This window comes from Cellulomonas sp. ATA003, from assembly GCF_031582905.1.
Taxonomy (GTDB): Bacteria; Actinomycetota; Actinomycetes; order Actinomycetales; family Cellulomonadaceae; genus Pengzhenrongella.
In genome coordinates, this window is record NZ_CP133990.1 from 253,029 (window position 1) to 267,398 (window position 14,370).

Below are 14,370 nucleotides of genomic sequence, written 5' to 3' on the forward strand. Positions count from 1 at the left end.
GCCGAGGAGAGGACCCGATGAGCGGCGTCACGTTCACGCCCGTGCCCGTGCCCGTGCCCGTGCCCGTGCCCGCTCCTGCGCCCGTGCCCGCGCCCGTGGCCGGTGCCGCGGCCGGCGACGGCGTCCCCGGCCGCGCCACCCACCGCCCGGCCGACCCGGGGTCGCGGCGCCGCACCGTGCCGCTGTCGGTGCTCGGCCGCCTGACCGCGCTCGCCGCGCTCGCGGCGTGCGCAGCGGGGTGGTGGTTCGGCTGGGTCGAGGTCGCCACCGCGGGGGTCGCGCTGACCGTCGCGCTGCTGGTCGCCGCGGTCCTCAGCCTGGGCCGCTCCACCTACGCCGTGACCCTGGACCTGTCCGGCGACCGGGTGCGGGTGGGCGAGCGTGCGGTGGGTCGCATCGTCGTCCGCAACACCTCGCGCCGCCGCCTGCTGCCGGCGGCTGTCGAGCTGCCGGTGGGCCGCGGTGCGGCCGACTTCCCGCTGCCGTCGCTCGGGCCGGGCGCCGAGCACGACGACGTCTTCGCGGTGCCCACGTCGCGTCGCGGCGTCGTCGTCGTCGGCCCGGTCCGGTCGGTGCGGGGCGACCCGTGGGGGCTCGTGCGCCGCCGGCTGGTGTGGACCGACCCGGTCGACCTCTACGTCCACCCGGCGACCGTGGCGCTCCCCGGCGGCGGCCACGGGCTGCTGCGCGACCTCGAGGGCACATCGACCCGCGCGCTGTCCGCGAACGACCTGTCCTTCCACACCCTGCGCGACTACGTGCCCGGCGACGACCGCCGGCACATCCACTGGAAGTCGAGCGCACGGCACGGCGACCTCGTCGTCCGGCAGTTCGAGGACACCCGGCGCAGCCACACCGCGGTCGCGCTCTCGCTCGACCCGGCCGACTACGCCGACGCCGAGGAGATCGAGCTCGCGGTGTCCGCGACCGCGTCGCTGGCCCTGGCGACCCTGCGGGACGCCGGCCGGACCACCGTGCTCGCCGGCGACGGACCCCTGCGGACCGGGACGGCCACGCGGCTGCTGGACGACTGCGCGACCCTCGAGCCGGCCGTGGGCCACCCCGGGGTGGGCGACCTCGCCGGGTGGGTCGCGGCCGCCGTCCCGCAGGCCTCGGTCGTCGTGCTCGTGACCGGGTCCGCCACCGACGCTGCGACGCTGCGCGCGCACACCGCCCGGATCGCCGTCGGCGTGCCCGTCCTCGTCCTCTCCTGCGACCCCGCCGCCGGCGTCGCCGTGCGCACCGACGGCGCCCTGACCCTCGTCCGGCTGCCCGCGCTCGCGGACCTCCCGCGGGTCGTCCGCCGCGTGGTGACGGCATGACCGCCCGCCGGGCCGCCCGCGCCCCGCGCCCGGGTGCGCACGCGCTCGCCGACGTCGCCGTGCTCGTGGCGGCGCTCGCCGTCGCGGCGCTCCCGGTCGTGCCGGCGTACGCGGTCGGAGCGGTGTGGCCGGCGCTGCTGGGCGGGCTCGCGGTGGGCGCCGCGATCGCCGCCACCGCCGCCCGCCGCGGCTGGGCCGTGCTCCCCACGCTCGCCGTCCTCGTGGTCGCGTTCGTGGTGGCCGGGGGCGCGCTCGCCGCGCCCGGGACGACCCTCGGCGGCGTCGTGCCCACGGGCGCGACCGTGCGCACCCTGCTCGGCGGGGTGGTCACCGTCTGGGCGGACGTCCTGACCCGGCAGGCCCCGCTCGGCGCGGACGGTGGGACGCTCGTCGCGCCGTACACGCTCGCCGTCGCCGGTGCCGCGGCAGCCGTGAGCGTCGCGCTGCGGGCCCGGACGGCGTCGCGTGCGGTCCTCGCGGCCGCCGCACCGCCCCTCGTCGGCGTGGCGGCGCTCGCGCTCGGCACCCGGGAGACCCTCCTCCCGATGGTCACCGGCCTCGTCGCCGCCGGCGGGCTGCTCACCTGGGTCGCGTGGCGCCTCGGGCGGCTCGCGGTCCGGCGCGTGGTCGCGCTCGCCCTGACCGTCGCGGTCGCGGGGGCGGGCGGCGTCGTCGTCGGGCCCGTGCTCGCCGACCAGCGTCCGCGGTACGTGCTGCGGGACGAGGTCACCCCGCCGTTCGACCCCCGCGAGCAGCCGAGCCCGCTCGCGGGCTACCGGCGCTTCGTCAAGGACTGGCAGGACACCCCGCTGCTCACCGTCCGCGGCCTGCCGGACGGCGCACCGGTGCGGCTCGCGACCCTCGACGCCTACGACGGCGTGGTGTGGTCGGTCGGCGCGCCCGGTGCCGCGTCCGGCTCGGGCGCGTTCCGGCGCCCCGCCGGTTCGGTCGACGCCGGTGCCGCGGGCGCCCCTGCGCCGGACGGCCGCGCCGCCACGGTCGACGTCGAGGTCCACGCGCTGCCGGGGGTGTGGCTGCCGACCGTGGGGAGGCCGCCGCGGTGCGCGTCACCGGCAGCTCCGCGGGCACCTCCGCGGACACCTCTGCGGACACCTCCGCGCAGGCCGACCCGGCCGACGGGCTGCGGGTCAACCGGACCACCGACACCGCCGTGCTCACCGGCGGCGTGCCGGACGGCCTCACCTACACCCTCGACACCACGGTGCCGCCGGTGCCCGACGACGCCGCGATCGGCGCCGCCGCCCCGGCCGCGGTCACGCTGCCGCCCGTCACTGCCGTGCCGGACGTCGTCGGCCTCGTGGCGGGGGAGATGGCCGGTCAGGCCTCCACCCCGCTGGAGGTCGCGCGCGCCCTGGAGGCCGGGCTGGCCGAGCGGGGCTGGTTCAGCCACGGGAACACCGACGCCGGCGACCACCCCTCGCTGTCCGGGCACGGCGCCGACCGGATCACCTCACTCCTCAGCGGCGACCTCATGGTCGGCGACAGCGAGCAGTACGCGTCCGCGATGGCGCTCATGGCCCGCGAGCTCGGCCTGCCCGCACGGGTCGTCCTCGGCTTCCGGCCGGACGCGGGCGCACCGGCCGACGGGGACGCCGGCGAGGTCGTCGTGACCGGCGACGACGCGCAGGCGTGGGTCGAGATCGCGTTCGCCGGCCACGGCTGGGTCCCCTTCCACCCGACGCCGGACGAGAGCCGCACCCCGGACGAGCGCACCCCGCAGGACGAGGCCCAGCCGGAGCCGCAGGTCGTCCAGCCGCCGCCGCCGCCCGCCGAGCCGGTCGCGCCGCCGGAGGTGGACGCGGAGCAGCCGATCACGGAGGACCCGTCCGGGCCCGACGCCGCCACGGCCGGCTGGCCGCGCGTCGTCGCGGTCGCGGCGGCCGTCGTCGGTGTGCCCCTGCTGCTCGTGCTCGCCCCCTCGCGGGGCTCGCGGTGCTGCGGATGCGGCGTCGTCGTCGGCGACGCACCGCCCCCGACGCGGTCACCCGGGTCGTCGGGGGTGGGAGGAGGTGCTCGACGCCGCCGCCGACCTCGCCCTGCCGGTCACCGTGGGCGCCACGCGCCGGGAGGCCGCCGCGTGCCTCGCCGTCGGCGTCGGGGCGGCGAGCGCCGCCCCGCTGACCGGGCTGGCGACCCGGGCGGACGCCGTCGTCTTCGCCCCCGGGCACCCGGGGGACGCGGAGGTCGACGGCTACTGGGCGGGCGTGGACGACGTCGTCGCCGCGATGCGCGCGGCCGTGCCACGCAGCCGTCGGCTGCGGTCCCGCTGGTCCACCGCGTCGCTGCGCCGGCGACGCGGTGCCCGGGCACCGGTCCCCGTCCCGCCCCGCGACCGCACCGTCGAACAGGGCGCGCGCCCCGCCGTGCCCGCGCCGGTGACCGGTCCCTCGCCCCGCACCGTCCCCTCCCGCACCTCCACGCCCCACGCCGTCTCCGCCCGCACCGCCCCGCCCCACCCCGTCCGCACCCACCCGCGCCCCATCCGTCCGGGTCGCACCGGCCGCCACACCGTGCCCACCGCCCCGACCCCACGACCCCGCGGACGATCGTCCCGCGACGGAGAGTCATGACGCCGCTGCCCCTCACCGCCCAGGCCGAGCCGACGGCCTTCCCCGCCCCGCTCGCCGGCACCGTGCCCACGCCGCTCGCCGGCACCGTCCCCGCGCCGCCCGGCCGCCGGACGGTCGCCTACCTCGTCGACGCGGCGGTGCTGCTGCCCGGTCTGCTCGTCGGTGCCGTCGGTGTGCTCGCGCCCCTCGGCAGCGTGGCCGACCCGCGCCCGGGCGTGCGCGTCGTGCTGGTCCTGCTCGGGCTGCTGCTCGCGGTCGGGGCCGTGGGCGCCCAGGCGTGGACCGACGCGACCCGTGGCTGGACGGCCGGCAAGCGGGCCATGGACCTGCGCACGGTCGCCGCGCGCACCGGCGCACCGGCCGGTCGGGTCGGTGACCTCGTGCGGGGTGGTACGACCTGGCGGACGGCACGCTCGTGATCGACGTCCGCGACGGCCGCGACCCCACGGTGCCGGTCGCGCCGGTGCCGGTCCCGGCCACCTCGCCGACCGCCGAGCCGGCCGCGGGGTCGTCGCCCGCCGAGCCGGCCGAGCAGGCCGCGGCCACCACCTCGTCCGTCGCCCGCACCGCGACCGCCGCCGCGGCCGCGGGCGCGTCACCGCTCGTCACGCTGCCGGTTCGCGTCCCGCTGCCGCGCGCCGCAGGTGGGACGCTCCCCGTCCTGCCCACCCCGCGGCCGGCCGTGGAGCCGGCGCCGGCGGTCGGGACCCCGGGGGCGGAGCGCCGGTGAGCGGGGCGCCGACGGTGGCCACCCCCACCACCCCGGCGGCCCCGACCGGCCCGGCGGCCCCGACCGACCCGGCGACCGCACCGGTGCCGGTCGCGGCCCCCGCGCCGAGGCCGGCGGCGCCCGTCGACCGTCCGCACGGTCCGTGGGTCGAGCTCGCGCTGTCCGACGGTCGCACCGTCACCGTCGCGGGGAGCGCGCTCCTCGGCCGCGACCCGGTGCCGCGGGCCGGCGAGACGCCCGGCACACTGGTCACCATGGACGATCCCGAGCGTGCCGTGTCCAAGACCCACCTCGCCGTCGGGGTCGACGCCTCGGGTGCGTGGGTCGTCGACCGCCGCTCGACGAACGGCACGGTCGTGACCCTCGAGGACGGCCAGCAGATCATCTGCGTGCCCGAGGAGCGCGTCCGGCTGTCCGAGGGCGTCGCCGTCGGCTTCGGCGGTCACTCCTTCGCGGTCACCGCGCTCGCCCCGGCCGGCGGTCCGGACCCGCGATGAGCGGCACGACGGGCGGCACGACGGGCGGCACGGTCCGGTTCCCCAGCGAGGCGTTCCCCGCGTTCCCGGCCCTCGAGCTCGACCACCCCGCAGGCTGGTCCCCGATCGCCGCCCCGGGTGTCGTCCTGGCCGTCGCGAAGCGTGTGCCGCCGCGCAGCTTCCAGCCGGTCGTCGGCGTCACTGTGACCCGGTTCGGCCCCGGTCGCACGCTGGCCGACGCGATCGACACCGTCGTGGCGAGCGTCGCGCCGCTCGCCCAGTACTCCGAGCTGGGCCGTGCCGAGCTCCCGGTGCTCGGGCTGCCCGGCTTCCGGATCGAGGGGGCCTTCGTGCACCCGCAGCTCGGCGGGCTGGTCCAGGCCGCGCGCCTCGCCGTCGTCGACCACGGCTCCGCGGTCGACGTCGTCCAGCTCACCGGCACCTGCACGGCGCTGCAGATGCGCACCACGCTCGAGGAGATCCGCGCCATCCAGGCCGGCGCGCGCCTCGGCTGACGCCGCGCGCGGACGGCGCGTCGGGCCGCGGTCGGCCCGCGGTCGGGCCGTGACCTGCGCCGCAGCTAGTGCCGCGTCGTGGCCGTGACCGCGCGTCGGGCCAGGGCGTCCGCCCGCCCGGCCCGCAGCCCGTCCGCGGTGAGGATCACCAGCGCCAGCCACACGAGCGCGAACCCGAACCAGCGCGCCGGCGGCATCTGCTCGCCGAGCACGAGGACGCCGATCGCGAACTGCATGGTCGGGGCGATGTACTGCAGCATCCCGACGACGGACAGCGGCAGCCGCCGGGCCGCCGAGCCGAACAGCAGCAGCGGGACCGCCGTGACCACGCCGCTCGAGACGAGGGCGAGCACGTGACCGGTGCCGTGCGCACCGAACGAGCCCGTGCCGTTCGCCGCGAGCAGGAGCAGGTAGCCCAGGGCGAGCGGCAGGAGCACGAGCGTCTCGACCGCGAGCCCCGCGATCGCCGGCACGGTCCGTCCGGCACGGTTCTTGATCAGCCCGTACAGGCCGAAGGTGAACGCGAGCGACAGCGCGATCCACGGCAGCCGGCCGTAGCCGACCGTGATGACGACGACGGCGACCGTCCCGCACCCGAGCGCCACCCATTGCGCACGGCGCAGCCGCTCCCCGAGCACGAACACCGCGAGCAGCACCGTGACCAGCGGGTTGATGAAGTAGCCGAGGGCGGCGTCGACCACCTGGTCGCTCAGGACGCCGTACACGTACACCGTCCAGTTGCCGGCGACGAGCACGGCCGCGACCGCGAGCAGCGCCAGGGTGCGCGGGGTGCGCAGCACCCGGACGAAGGTGCCCCAGGTCCGCGTGACGACGAGCAGCAGCAGGCAGAAGCCCAGCGACCAGACGATCCGGTGCCCGATGATCTCGACGGCGCCGGCCGGTGCGAGCAGCGGGAAGTACAGCGGGAGCACGCCCCACAGCAGGTACGCGCCCGCGCCGAGCGCGAGCCCCGTGCGGTCCGGCAGGCCGGCGGCCGGGGCGGGGAGCGACGTGGTGGGGCGGGTGCTGCGGGTGCTGCTCACCGGGTGAACCTAGCCCTGTCGAGGGGGTCCCGTGTCGTCGGTCCCGCGGCCCGTGTCCCGGCCGACGACGAGCCCGGCGACGAGCCCGGCGACGAGCCCGGCGACGCGGCCGGGACCCGGTGTCGCCAGCGCCACATAAGGCTGACCTCACCTCAGCCCGTAGACTCGGTCCCGAGAACCCCGCGACGGCCGCACGCCATCAGCTGTGCCCACGCGGGAGTCCCCGACCCGGAAGGTCCCGCTCGTGAGCAGCACCCGACCCCTGCGCGTCGCCGTCGTCGGCGCCGGTCCCGCCGGCATCTACGCGGCCGACATCCTGTCCAAGACGGACCTGGACGTCAGCATCGACCTGTTCGAGCGACTGCCCGCGCCGTTCGGCCTGGTCCGGTACGGCGTCGCGCCCGACCACCCCCGCATCAAGCAGATCATCGTCGCGCTGCACAAGGTGCTCGACCGCGGCGACATCCGGCTCCTCGCGAACGTCGACTACGGGGTCGACCTCAAGCTCGACGACCTGCGCCAGTTCTACGACGCTGTCATCTTCTCCACCGGCTCCATCCGCGACGCCTCGCTCGACATCCCCGGCATCGACCTGCCGGAGTCGTACGGCGCCGCGGACTTCGTCTCCTGGTACGACGGCCACCCGGACGTCCCGCGCACCTGGCCGCTGGAGGCCCGCGAGATCGCCGTCCTCGGCGCTGGCAACGTCGCGCTCGACGTCGCCCGCATGCTCGCCAAGCACCCCCAGGACCTCCTGCCGACCGAGATCCCGGCCAACGTCCATGAGGGGCTGCTGGCGTCGCCGGTGACCGACGTGCACGTCTTCGCCCGCCGCGGCCCCGCGCAGGTCAAGTTCTCGCCGCTCGAGCTGCGCGAGCTCGGCCACGTGCCGGACGTCGACGTCGTCGTCCACCCCGAGGACTTCGACTTCGACGAGGGCTCGATGGCCGCGATCCACTCCTCGAACCAGGTCAAGCAGGTCGTCAAGACCCTCACCGACTGGACGCTCAAGGAGCCGGAGGAGATGACGGCGAGCCGCCGCATCCACCTGCACTTCCTGCACCGCCCGGTCGAGGTGCTCGGCGAGGACGGCCACGTCGTGGGGGTCCGCACCGAGCGCACGGCGCTCAACGGTGACGGCACCGCCAGCGGCACCGGCGAGTACCACGACTGGCCCGTGCAGGCGGTCTACCGCGCGGTGGGCTACTTCGGGTCGCCCCTGGTGGACATCCCCTTCGACGACGTCGCCGGCGTCATCCCCAACCGTGCGGGCCGCGTCGTGGACGTCGACGGCGACCCGGTCCCCGGCGTCTACGCGACCGGCTGGATCAAGCGCGGACCGGTCGGGCTCATCGGGCACACGAAGTCCGACGCGACCGAGACCGTCCGGCACCTCGTCGAGGACGTGCTGTCCGGCGACGCCGGCGACGGCCCGGTGCTGCGCACCGCGACGGACCCCGACCCCGAGGCCGTCACCGAGTTCCTCGCCTCGCGCGGTGTCCCGCTCGTCGAGTGGTCGCAGTGGCAGGTGCTCGACGCCTACGAGCGCGCCCTGGGCGAGGCCGAGGGACGCGAGCGCGTCAAGGTCGTCCCGCGCGACGAGATGACCGCCATCGCCCGCGGGGAGCAGCCGGGCGCCTGACCTCCGGGTCGCCCCCGGGGTCCACCGCTCAGCGGGGCGTCAGCCCCGGCCGGCGTCGGTGATCCGGCGCAGGAACTCCTGCGTGCGGGGCTGCTGCGGGTCCCCGAGCACCTGCTCGGGCGTCCCGCGCTCGTGCACCCGCCCGGCGTGCAGGAAGCACACCTCGTCCGCGACGTGCCGGGCGAAGCCCATCTCGTGCGTCGCGACGACCATGGTCATGCCCTCGGCCTTGAGCTCGGTCAGCAGGTCGAGGACCTCACCCACCAGCTCGGGGTCCAGGGCGCTGGTCACCTCGTCGAGCAGCATGAGGCGCGGCGAGTGGACGAGGGACCGCGCGATCGCGACCCGTTGCTGCTGCCCGCCGGACAGCTCGTCCGGGAAGGCGGTGGCCTTGTCGGCCAGGCCCACCCGCTCGAGCATCGCGCGGGCCCGCTCCTCCGCCGCCCGGCGCGGCACCCGGTGCACGAGGCGGGACGCGAGGGTCACGTTGTCGAGCACCCGCATGTGCGGGAACAGGTTGAACGCCTGGAACACCATGCCCATCCGGGCCCGGACCTCGTCGGCGTCCCGGCGCGGGTCCGTGATGTCCTCGCCCTCGAGCAGGACGACGCCGTCGTCCACCTCCTCGAGCAGGTCCACGGTGCGCAGCAGCGTGGACTTCCCCGACCCGGACGCGCCGATGAGCACCACGCAGCGGTGCGCGTCGACGGCCAGGTCGATGCCGTCGAGCACGACGTTGCGGCCGAACGCCTTGCGCACCCCGCGCACGTCGAGCAGCGGACCCGTCACCGCGGCACCCGTCACCGCAGCGCCCCCGCGCCGGCCAGGCCGCTGGTCGCGCCGGCCCACCCGCCGCGACGGGCCAGGGCGTCGGTGAACCGGGTCAGCGGGATGGTCAGCAGGACGAACAGCACCCCGGCCACGACGTACGGCGTGAAGTTGGCGTACTGCGCGGTCGAGATCTGCGCCGCACGGACGGCGTCGATGGCGCCGAGGATCGAGATGAGCCCGGAGTCCTTCTGCAGCGCCACGAGGTCGTTGAGCAGCGGCGGGACCACCCGGCGCACCGCCTGCGGCAGCACGACGGTCCGCATGGTCTGCGCCCGGCTCAGCCCGAGCGAGCGCGCCGCGGCGACCTGGGACGGGTGCACCGACTCGATGCCGGCCCGGAACACCTCGGCGACGTACGCCGAGTAGGTCAGCACGAGCGCGAGCCCGCCCAGCATCACCGCGGACGACGGGATGCCCTGCAGCCGCAGCCCCGGCAGCCCGAACCCGACCAGCAGCAGGACCAGGATGAGCGGCAGCCCGCGGAAGATGTCGACGTACGCCGTCGCGGCCGCTCGCAGCGGGAAGAACACCGGGCCGCGCAGCGTCCGCGCGATCGCCAGGGTCAGCGCGACCACGAGGATGACGACCGCCGCCACGGCCATGACGCGGACGTTGAGCCACAGCCCCTCGACCACACGGGGCAGCGAGGCGAGCGCGACGTCGGGGTCGAAGAACGACTGCCGCACGCGCGGCCACCCCGGTGAGCTCGTCAGCGCGAGCACCGCGGCCGCGACGACCGCCGCCGTGCTCGCCACGGCGACCGCGGTGGACCGCCGCGACTGCCGGCGGCGGTAGGCGAGCCGCTCGCGCTGGACGGCCGACGGCTCCCAGGCCGCGGCGCCGTCGTCCGGCACCTCGCGGTCGGTCACTGCAGGACGGGCGCGCCCGCGGACTCCGTGAGCCACTGCGCCTCGAGCTCGGCGAGCGTGCCGTCCTCGCGCAGCGCGTCGACGGCGGCGGTCACCGGCTCGGTCAGCGGGCTGCCCTGATCCAGCACGAGGCCGAACTGGTCGGGGAGTCCCCGGGGGCAGCTGCCCGACGAGCACGCCGCCGTCGAGCTCGGCGGCCGTGATGTAGAGCGCGGTGGGCAGGTCGACGACGATCGCGTCCACCAGACCGGCCGTGAGCGCCTGCTTGACCTGGTCGTTGTCGTTGAACTGCTGGACCGGGGTCGTCGGCGCGATGACCTCCGTCGCGACCTGCGCGCTCGTGGTCGCCACCATGGCCTCGATCCGGGCCTCGGCGAGCTCGGCCAGCGACGTCGCGCCCGCGACGGGTGAGCCCTCGATCGTCACGACGGCCTGCGCGGTGTCGTAGTAGCTCGAGGAGAAGTCCAGGCTCTCGCGGCGCTCGTCGCTGATCGAGACCTGGTTGATCGCGACGTCGAACGCCTTGGCGCCGGGCGCGATGATCTGGTCGAACGTCACGGTGGTCCACTCGACGTCGTCCGGCCCGTAGCCCAGCTCCTCGGCGACCGCGTATGCGACCGCGGACTCGAACCCCTCACCGCTGCTCGGGTCGTTGCCGCTGACCCACGGCTCGTACGCCGGGTCGGACGTCCCGATCGTCAGCACGCCCTCGGTGAGGGTCGGCAGGGTGCCACCGGACGCGGTGCCCGCCGTCGGCGCGGCGGGCGACGACGCGGCGTCGTCGGCCTCGTCCACCGGTGCGCACGCGCCGAGGGCGAGCGCACCGGTGAGGGCCAGGAGGAGGACACGAGAGGTGCGCATGGGGGCTCCGGGGACGGTCGACCGAGACGTGTCCGCCCCGGCGGGAGCGGCGGGGCCACAGCATAGGGAACGCTGACCGGCGGTGCGGCGTTGGTCCGGGCAGCACAGGTCGGCGGGATGGTCCGCCACGGAGGGGAGAACTGCGTCCATGGGTCGTCGGCACTACAACGGTCTGAAGACCGCCGCGCTGTTCGGCGTCATGTGGGCGGTGCTGCTGGGGCTGTACGCGCTGGTCGGCGGCGGGAACCAGAGCCTGTTCTTCGTGTTCGCGGCCGTCGGCCTGTTCGGCACGGCGTACGGCTACTGGAACTCGGACAAGATCGCGATCCGCTCGATGCGCGCGTACCCGGTGAGCGAGCTCGAGGCCCCGGAGATGTACCGGATCGTGCGCGAGCTCTCGAACCAGGCGCGCCAGCCCATGCCCCGGCTGTACCTGTCACCCACGGACGCGCCCAACGCGTTCGCGACCGGTCGCAACCCCCGCAACGCCGCCGTCTGCTGCACCGAGGGCATCCTCGACCTGCTCACCGAGCGCGAGCTGCGCGGCGTGCTCGGTCACGAGCTCATGCACGTCTACAACCGGGACATCCTCACGTCGTCGGTCGCGGCCGCCGTCGCGGGGCTCATCACGTCGTTCGCGCAGTTCCTCATGTTCTTCGGCGGCGGGAACCGCGAGCGGGGCGGCAACCCGCTCGCCGCGCTGGCACTCGCGATCCTGGCGCCGTTCGCCGCGATGCTGGTGCAGATGGCGATCAGCCGGACGCGCGAGTACGACGCCGACGAGGACGGCGCCCGGCTCACCGGCGACCCGCTCGCGCTCGCCTCCGCCCTGCGCAAGCTCGAGCACGGAACGCAGCGTGCCCCGCTGCCCCAGGACCGCGACCTGGTGGACGTCTCCCACCTCATGATCGCCAACCCGTTCCGCGGCGGCGGGATGGGCCGGATGTTCGCCACGCACCCGCCGATGGCGGACCGGATCGCGCGGCTCGAGGCGATGGCCGGCGGTGCGCATGGCGCAGGGTCGTCCGGCGGACCCCAGGTCAGTCCGCCGCTGTACTGAGCGTCCCGGTACGCGGCGACCCACGCCCCGCTCCAGGGCCTATGAGCCGCCCCGGTGCGACGTCCCGGACCGTCGGTGACGCGCCATCGGTGGCGTGCCAACGGTCCGGGACATCGCTCCCGGCTCCCGGCCGCCGGTCAGCGGTAGTTGACGAACTGCAGCGCGACGTCGAGGTCGGCGCCCTTGAGCACCGCGATGACGGTCTGCAGGTCGTCACGGCTCTTCGCCGACACCCGCAGCTCGTCGCCCGTGATCTGGGTCTTGACGCCCTTGGGGCCCTCGTCGCGGACAATCTTCGCGATCTTCTTCGCGTCCTCGCTGCTCAGGCCCTGCTTGACGGTCGCCTCGAGGCGGTACTCCTTGCCGGACGCCTTGGGCTCCTTCTCGCCGGTGTCGAGCGACTTGAGCGAGATCCCCCGCCGGATCAGCTTGGTCTCGAAGACGTCGAGGACCGCGAGCACCCGCTCGGAGGAGTTCGCCGTCATGACGATCGTCTCCCCGCTCCACGCGATCGACGCCCCCACGCCCTTGAAGTCGTACCGCTGGGCGATCTCCTTGGTGGCCTGGTTCAGCGCGTTGTCCACCTCCTGCCGGTCGACCTTGCTGACGACGTCGAACGACGACTCGCTCGCCATGTCTCCTCCAGTGCTCGTGGGTTCTCGTGGTCGGTCGGTGGTCCGTCCGCAGCGGGCCGCGGACGGCGCCCGGGGGCCGGTTCCTCCGCGCCCCGGAAGTCTTGCTATCCTTCCATCCGCACTCGCCGGTCCGGACTCGCGTCCGGCGCGGCAGGGCACGGCGGGTTACCCGAGTGGCCAAAGGGGGCTGACTGTAAATCAGCTGGCAACGCCTACGGGGGTTCGAATCCCTCACCCGCCACCAGCGCACGGGGCGTCCTCGAACGAGGGCGCCCCGTCGTCGTCCCGGTCCCGGCGCGGCTCCGGCGGTGTCCGCCGGCGACGTCCGGGGTCGGCCCGGGGTGGCGGAGGGGGTGGCGGAGGCCACGGCAGGACGATTTCGCAGCCACCCCGCGGGCGTGTAACCTGGTCCGCGCTGCCCCGATAGCTCAGTCGGCAGAGCGTCTCCATGGTAAGGAGAAGGTCAAGGGTTCGATTCCCTTTCGGGGCTCTGTTGCCAGGTCGAGGGCCGGCGCGCATGCGTCGGCCCTCGACTGGTGACACGGCGGGGTAGCTCAGGTGGTTAGAGCACACGGCTCATAATCGTGGTGTCGCGGGTTCGAGTCCCGCCCCCGCTACTGCACTCGTAGCGAACGTGCGTCGGCCGGCCGGCGGCGCGCCAGACAGGTCCGAGCGTCGCGCCAGCGGCCCGATGATGTTGAGAGAAGGCTTCAAGTGGCCAGCAAGTCGCAGGACGTCCGCCCGAAGATCACGCTCGCGTGCGTGGACTGCAAGGAGCGGAACTACATCACGAAGAAGAACCGCCGCAACAACCCCGACCGTCTCGAGATGAAGAAGTTCTGCCCTCGTGACGGCAAGCACACGGTCCACCGCGAGACCCGCTGACCCTCCCGACGTCACGCTGACGATGGGTGTCGACCCGGGCTACGCAGGCCGTCAGTACCCCGACCGAGCCGTACGAGGTCGGGCGGGAGAAGATCCGCGACTTCGCCGACGCCGTCGGTGCCGCCCATGGCGCGCACCGGGACGTCGGCGTCGCGCGTTCCCTGGGCTACGCGGACGTGGTGGCCCCCATCACCTTCGCGGTCGTCGTCGCGCAGCGCGCCGAGCAGCAGCTCATCGCCGATCCGGGGGCCGGGATCGACTTCAGCCGGGTCGTGCACGCCGAGGAGCGGTTCACCCACCACCGGCCGATCACGGCGGGGGACCGGCTGGTGACGGTCCTGCACGTCGACGCGATCACCGAGCGCGCGGGGCTGTCGATGGTGACGACCCGAGCCGAGATCAGCGCGGAGGACGGCTCGCCGGTCTCGACGGTCGTCTCGACCCTCGCCGTCCGCGGGGAGACCGCATGACCAGCACACCGGCGCCGCGTCCCGTCCTCGCCGACCTCTCGGTGGGCGATGTCGTCGCGACCGCGGCCCTCGAGGTCGACCGGTCCCGCCTGGTCCGGTACGCCGGGGCGAGCGGTGACCTCAACCCGATCCACTGGAACGAGCGCGTCGCGACCGAGGTCGGGCTGCCGGGCGTCATCGCGCACGGCATGTGGACCATGGGCGCCGCCGTCACGGTCGTCGCCGACTGGGCCGGTGACCCGGGCGCCGTCGTCGACTACGGCGTGCGCTTCACCCGACCGGTCCCGGTGCCCGACCCTGGTGCCGCCACGGTCGCGGTGTCCGCCGCGGTCGGCGCGATCGACGCCGACGCCGGCACGGCGCGCATCGACCTGACGGTCACCTGCGACGGCGCACGCGTCCTGGGCAAGGCGCAGGCGGTCGTCCGGCTCGGCTGACCA

General features: G+C 75.4%; 14 protein-coding genes, 3 tRNA genes and 4 pseudogenes. 16 read left to right on the top strand and 5 right to left on the bottom strand.

The genetic code is table 11. The annotated features are described in order from the left end of the window. Positions 1-17 precede the first annotated feature (17 nt). The 8 genes and pseudogenes from REH70_RS01260 to REH70_RS01290 all read left to right on the top strand — a co-directional run bounded on the left by REH70_RS01260 (position 18) and on the right by REH70_RS01290 (position 5,634). A complete protein-coding gene (locus REH70_RS01260) occupies positions 18-1,322 on the top strand; it encodes a DUF58 domain-containing protein (RefSeq protein ID WP_310751238.1) in 1,305 nt (434 codons plus the stop codon). Next, positions 1,319-2,338, top strand: a pseudogene (locus tag REH70_RS20220) (transglutaminase domain-containing protein); the annotation flags it as partial. The gene REH70_RS01260 and the pseudogene REH70_RS20220, both read left to right, overlap by 4 nt. A gap of 314 nt (positions 2,339-2,652) precedes the next feature. Then, positions 2,653-2,961 (top strand): annotated as a pseudogene (locus tag REH70_RS01265) (transglutaminase-like domain-containing protein); the annotation flags it as partial. Positions 2,962-3,352: 391 nt separating this feature from the next. Then, entirely contained in the window at positions 3,353-3,913 is a 561-nt protein-coding gene (locus tag REH70_RS01270) for a hypothetical protein (protein WP_310754490.1), read from the top strand. Beyond that, positions 3,910-4,332, top strand: a complete 423-nt coding sequence (locus tag REH70_RS01275; RefSeq protein ID WP_310754095.1) for an RDD family protein — start codon at positions 3,910-3,912, stop codon at positions 4,330-4,332. Before REH70_RS01270 ends, REH70_RS01275 begins: the two co-directional genes overlap by 4 nt. After that, a complete protein-coding gene (locus REH70_RS01280) occupies positions 4,329-4,643 on the top strand; it encodes a hypothetical protein (RefSeq protein WP_310751241.1) in 315 nt (104 codons plus the stop codon). Before REH70_RS01275 ends, REH70_RS01280 begins: the two co-directional genes overlap by 4 nt. Beyond that, positions 4,640-5,140, top strand: coding sequence for an FHA domain-containing protein (locus tag REH70_RS01285; RefSeq protein WP_310751244.1), 501 nt, complete (start codon positions 4,640-4,642; stop codon positions 5,138-5,140). The genes REH70_RS01280 and REH70_RS01285 overlap by 4 nt, the downstream gene beginning before the upstream one ends. Next, entirely contained in the window at positions 5,137-5,634 is a 498-nt protein-coding gene (locus REH70_RS01290; protein ID WP_310751247.1) for an LpqN/LpqT family lipoprotein, read from the top strand. The genes REH70_RS01285 and REH70_RS01290 overlap by 4 nt, the downstream gene beginning before the upstream one ends. Before the next feature lie 65 nt (positions 5,635-5,699). Here the strand turns inward: REH70_RS01290 and rarD are convergent, their stop codons facing one another. Continuing rightward, complete coding sequence (gene rarD, locus REH70_RS01295; RefSeq protein ID WP_396134616.1) at positions 5,700-6,677, bottom strand: EamA family transporter RarD; 978 nt, start codon at positions 6,675-6,677, stop codon at positions 5,700-5,702. Positions 6,678-6,921: 244 nt separating this feature from the next. On the opposite strand from rarD, the gene REH70_RS01300 reads away from it, so the two are divergent. Further along, positions 6,922-8,319 (top strand): FAD-dependent oxidoreductase, encoded by a 1,398-nt coding sequence (locus tag REH70_RS01300; protein WP_310751250.1) that lies wholly within the window; start codon positions 6,922-6,924, stop codon positions 8,317-8,319. Positions 8,320-8,358: 39 nt separating this feature from the next. Here REH70_RS01300 and REH70_RS01305 read toward each other — a convergent pair whose 3' ends face one another. The 3 genes and pseudogenes from REH70_RS01305 to REH70_RS01315 form a co-directional block, all read right to left on the bottom strand. Next, positions 8,359-9,108 (bottom strand): amino acid ABC transporter ATP-binding protein, encoded by a 750-nt coding sequence (locus REH70_RS01305; RefSeq protein ID WP_310751254.1) that lies wholly within the window; start codon positions 9,106-9,108, stop codon positions 8,359-8,361. Between the two features lie 11 nt (positions 9,109-9,119). After that, positions 9,120-10,019, bottom strand: coding sequence for an amino acid ABC transporter permease (locus REH70_RS01310; protein WP_310754098.1), 900 nt, complete (start codon positions 10,017-10,019; stop codon positions 9,120-9,122). Between the two features lie 402 nt (positions 10,020-10,421). Continuing rightward, positions 10,422-11,030, bottom strand: a pseudogene (locus REH70_RS01315) (transporter substrate-binding domain-containing protein); the annotation flags it as partial. Between REH70_RS01315 and htpX the strand changes: the two are divergent. Next, a complete protein-coding gene (gene htpX, locus REH70_RS01320) occupies positions 11,029-11,940 on the top strand; it encodes a zinc metalloprotease HtpX (protein WP_310751257.1) in 912 nt (303 codons plus the stop codon). The pseudogene REH70_RS01315 and the gene htpX overlap by 2 nt on opposite strands. Before the next feature lie 137 nt (positions 11,941-12,077). Here the strand turns inward: htpX and REH70_RS01325 are convergent, their stop codons facing one another. Next, entirely contained in the window at positions 12,078-12,575 is a 498-nt protein-coding gene (locus REH70_RS01325) for a YajQ family cyclic di-GMP-binding protein (RefSeq protein WP_310751260.1), read from the bottom strand. A gap of 159 nt (positions 12,576-12,734) precedes the next feature. On the opposite strand from REH70_RS01325, the gene REH70_RS01330 reads away from it, so the two are divergent. From REH70_RS01330 to REH70_RS01355, 6 genes and pseudogenes are all read left to right on the top strand, one after another. Then, a tRNA-Tyr gene (locus tag REH70_RS01330) sits at positions 12,735-12,819 on the top strand. A 173-nt stretch (positions 12,820-12,992) separates the two neighbouring features. Then, a tRNA-Thr gene (locus REH70_RS01335) sits at positions 12,993-13,065 on the top strand. A gap of 53 nt (positions 13,066-13,118) precedes the next feature. Then, positions 13,119-13,192, top strand: a tRNA-Met gene (locus tag REH70_RS01340). A gap of 97 nt (positions 13,193-13,289) precedes the next feature. Then, positions 13,290-13,460 (top strand): 50S ribosomal protein L33, encoded by a 171-nt coding sequence (gene rpmG / locus REH70_RS01345; RefSeq protein WP_146899560.1) that lies wholly within the window; start codon positions 13,290-13,292, stop codon positions 13,458-13,460. A 22-nt stretch (positions 13,461-13,482) separates the two neighbouring features. Further along, positions 13,483-13,930, top strand: a pseudogene (locus REH70_RS01350) (MaoC family dehydratase N-terminal domain-containing protein). Further along, entirely contained in the window at positions 13,927-14,367 is a 441-nt protein-coding gene (locus REH70_RS01355; RefSeq protein ID WP_310751265.1) for a MaoC/PaaZ C-terminal domain-containing protein, read from the top strand. Before REH70_RS01350 ends, REH70_RS01355 begins: the two are co-directional and overlap by 4 nt. Positions 14,368-14,370: the final 3 nt, after the last annotated feature.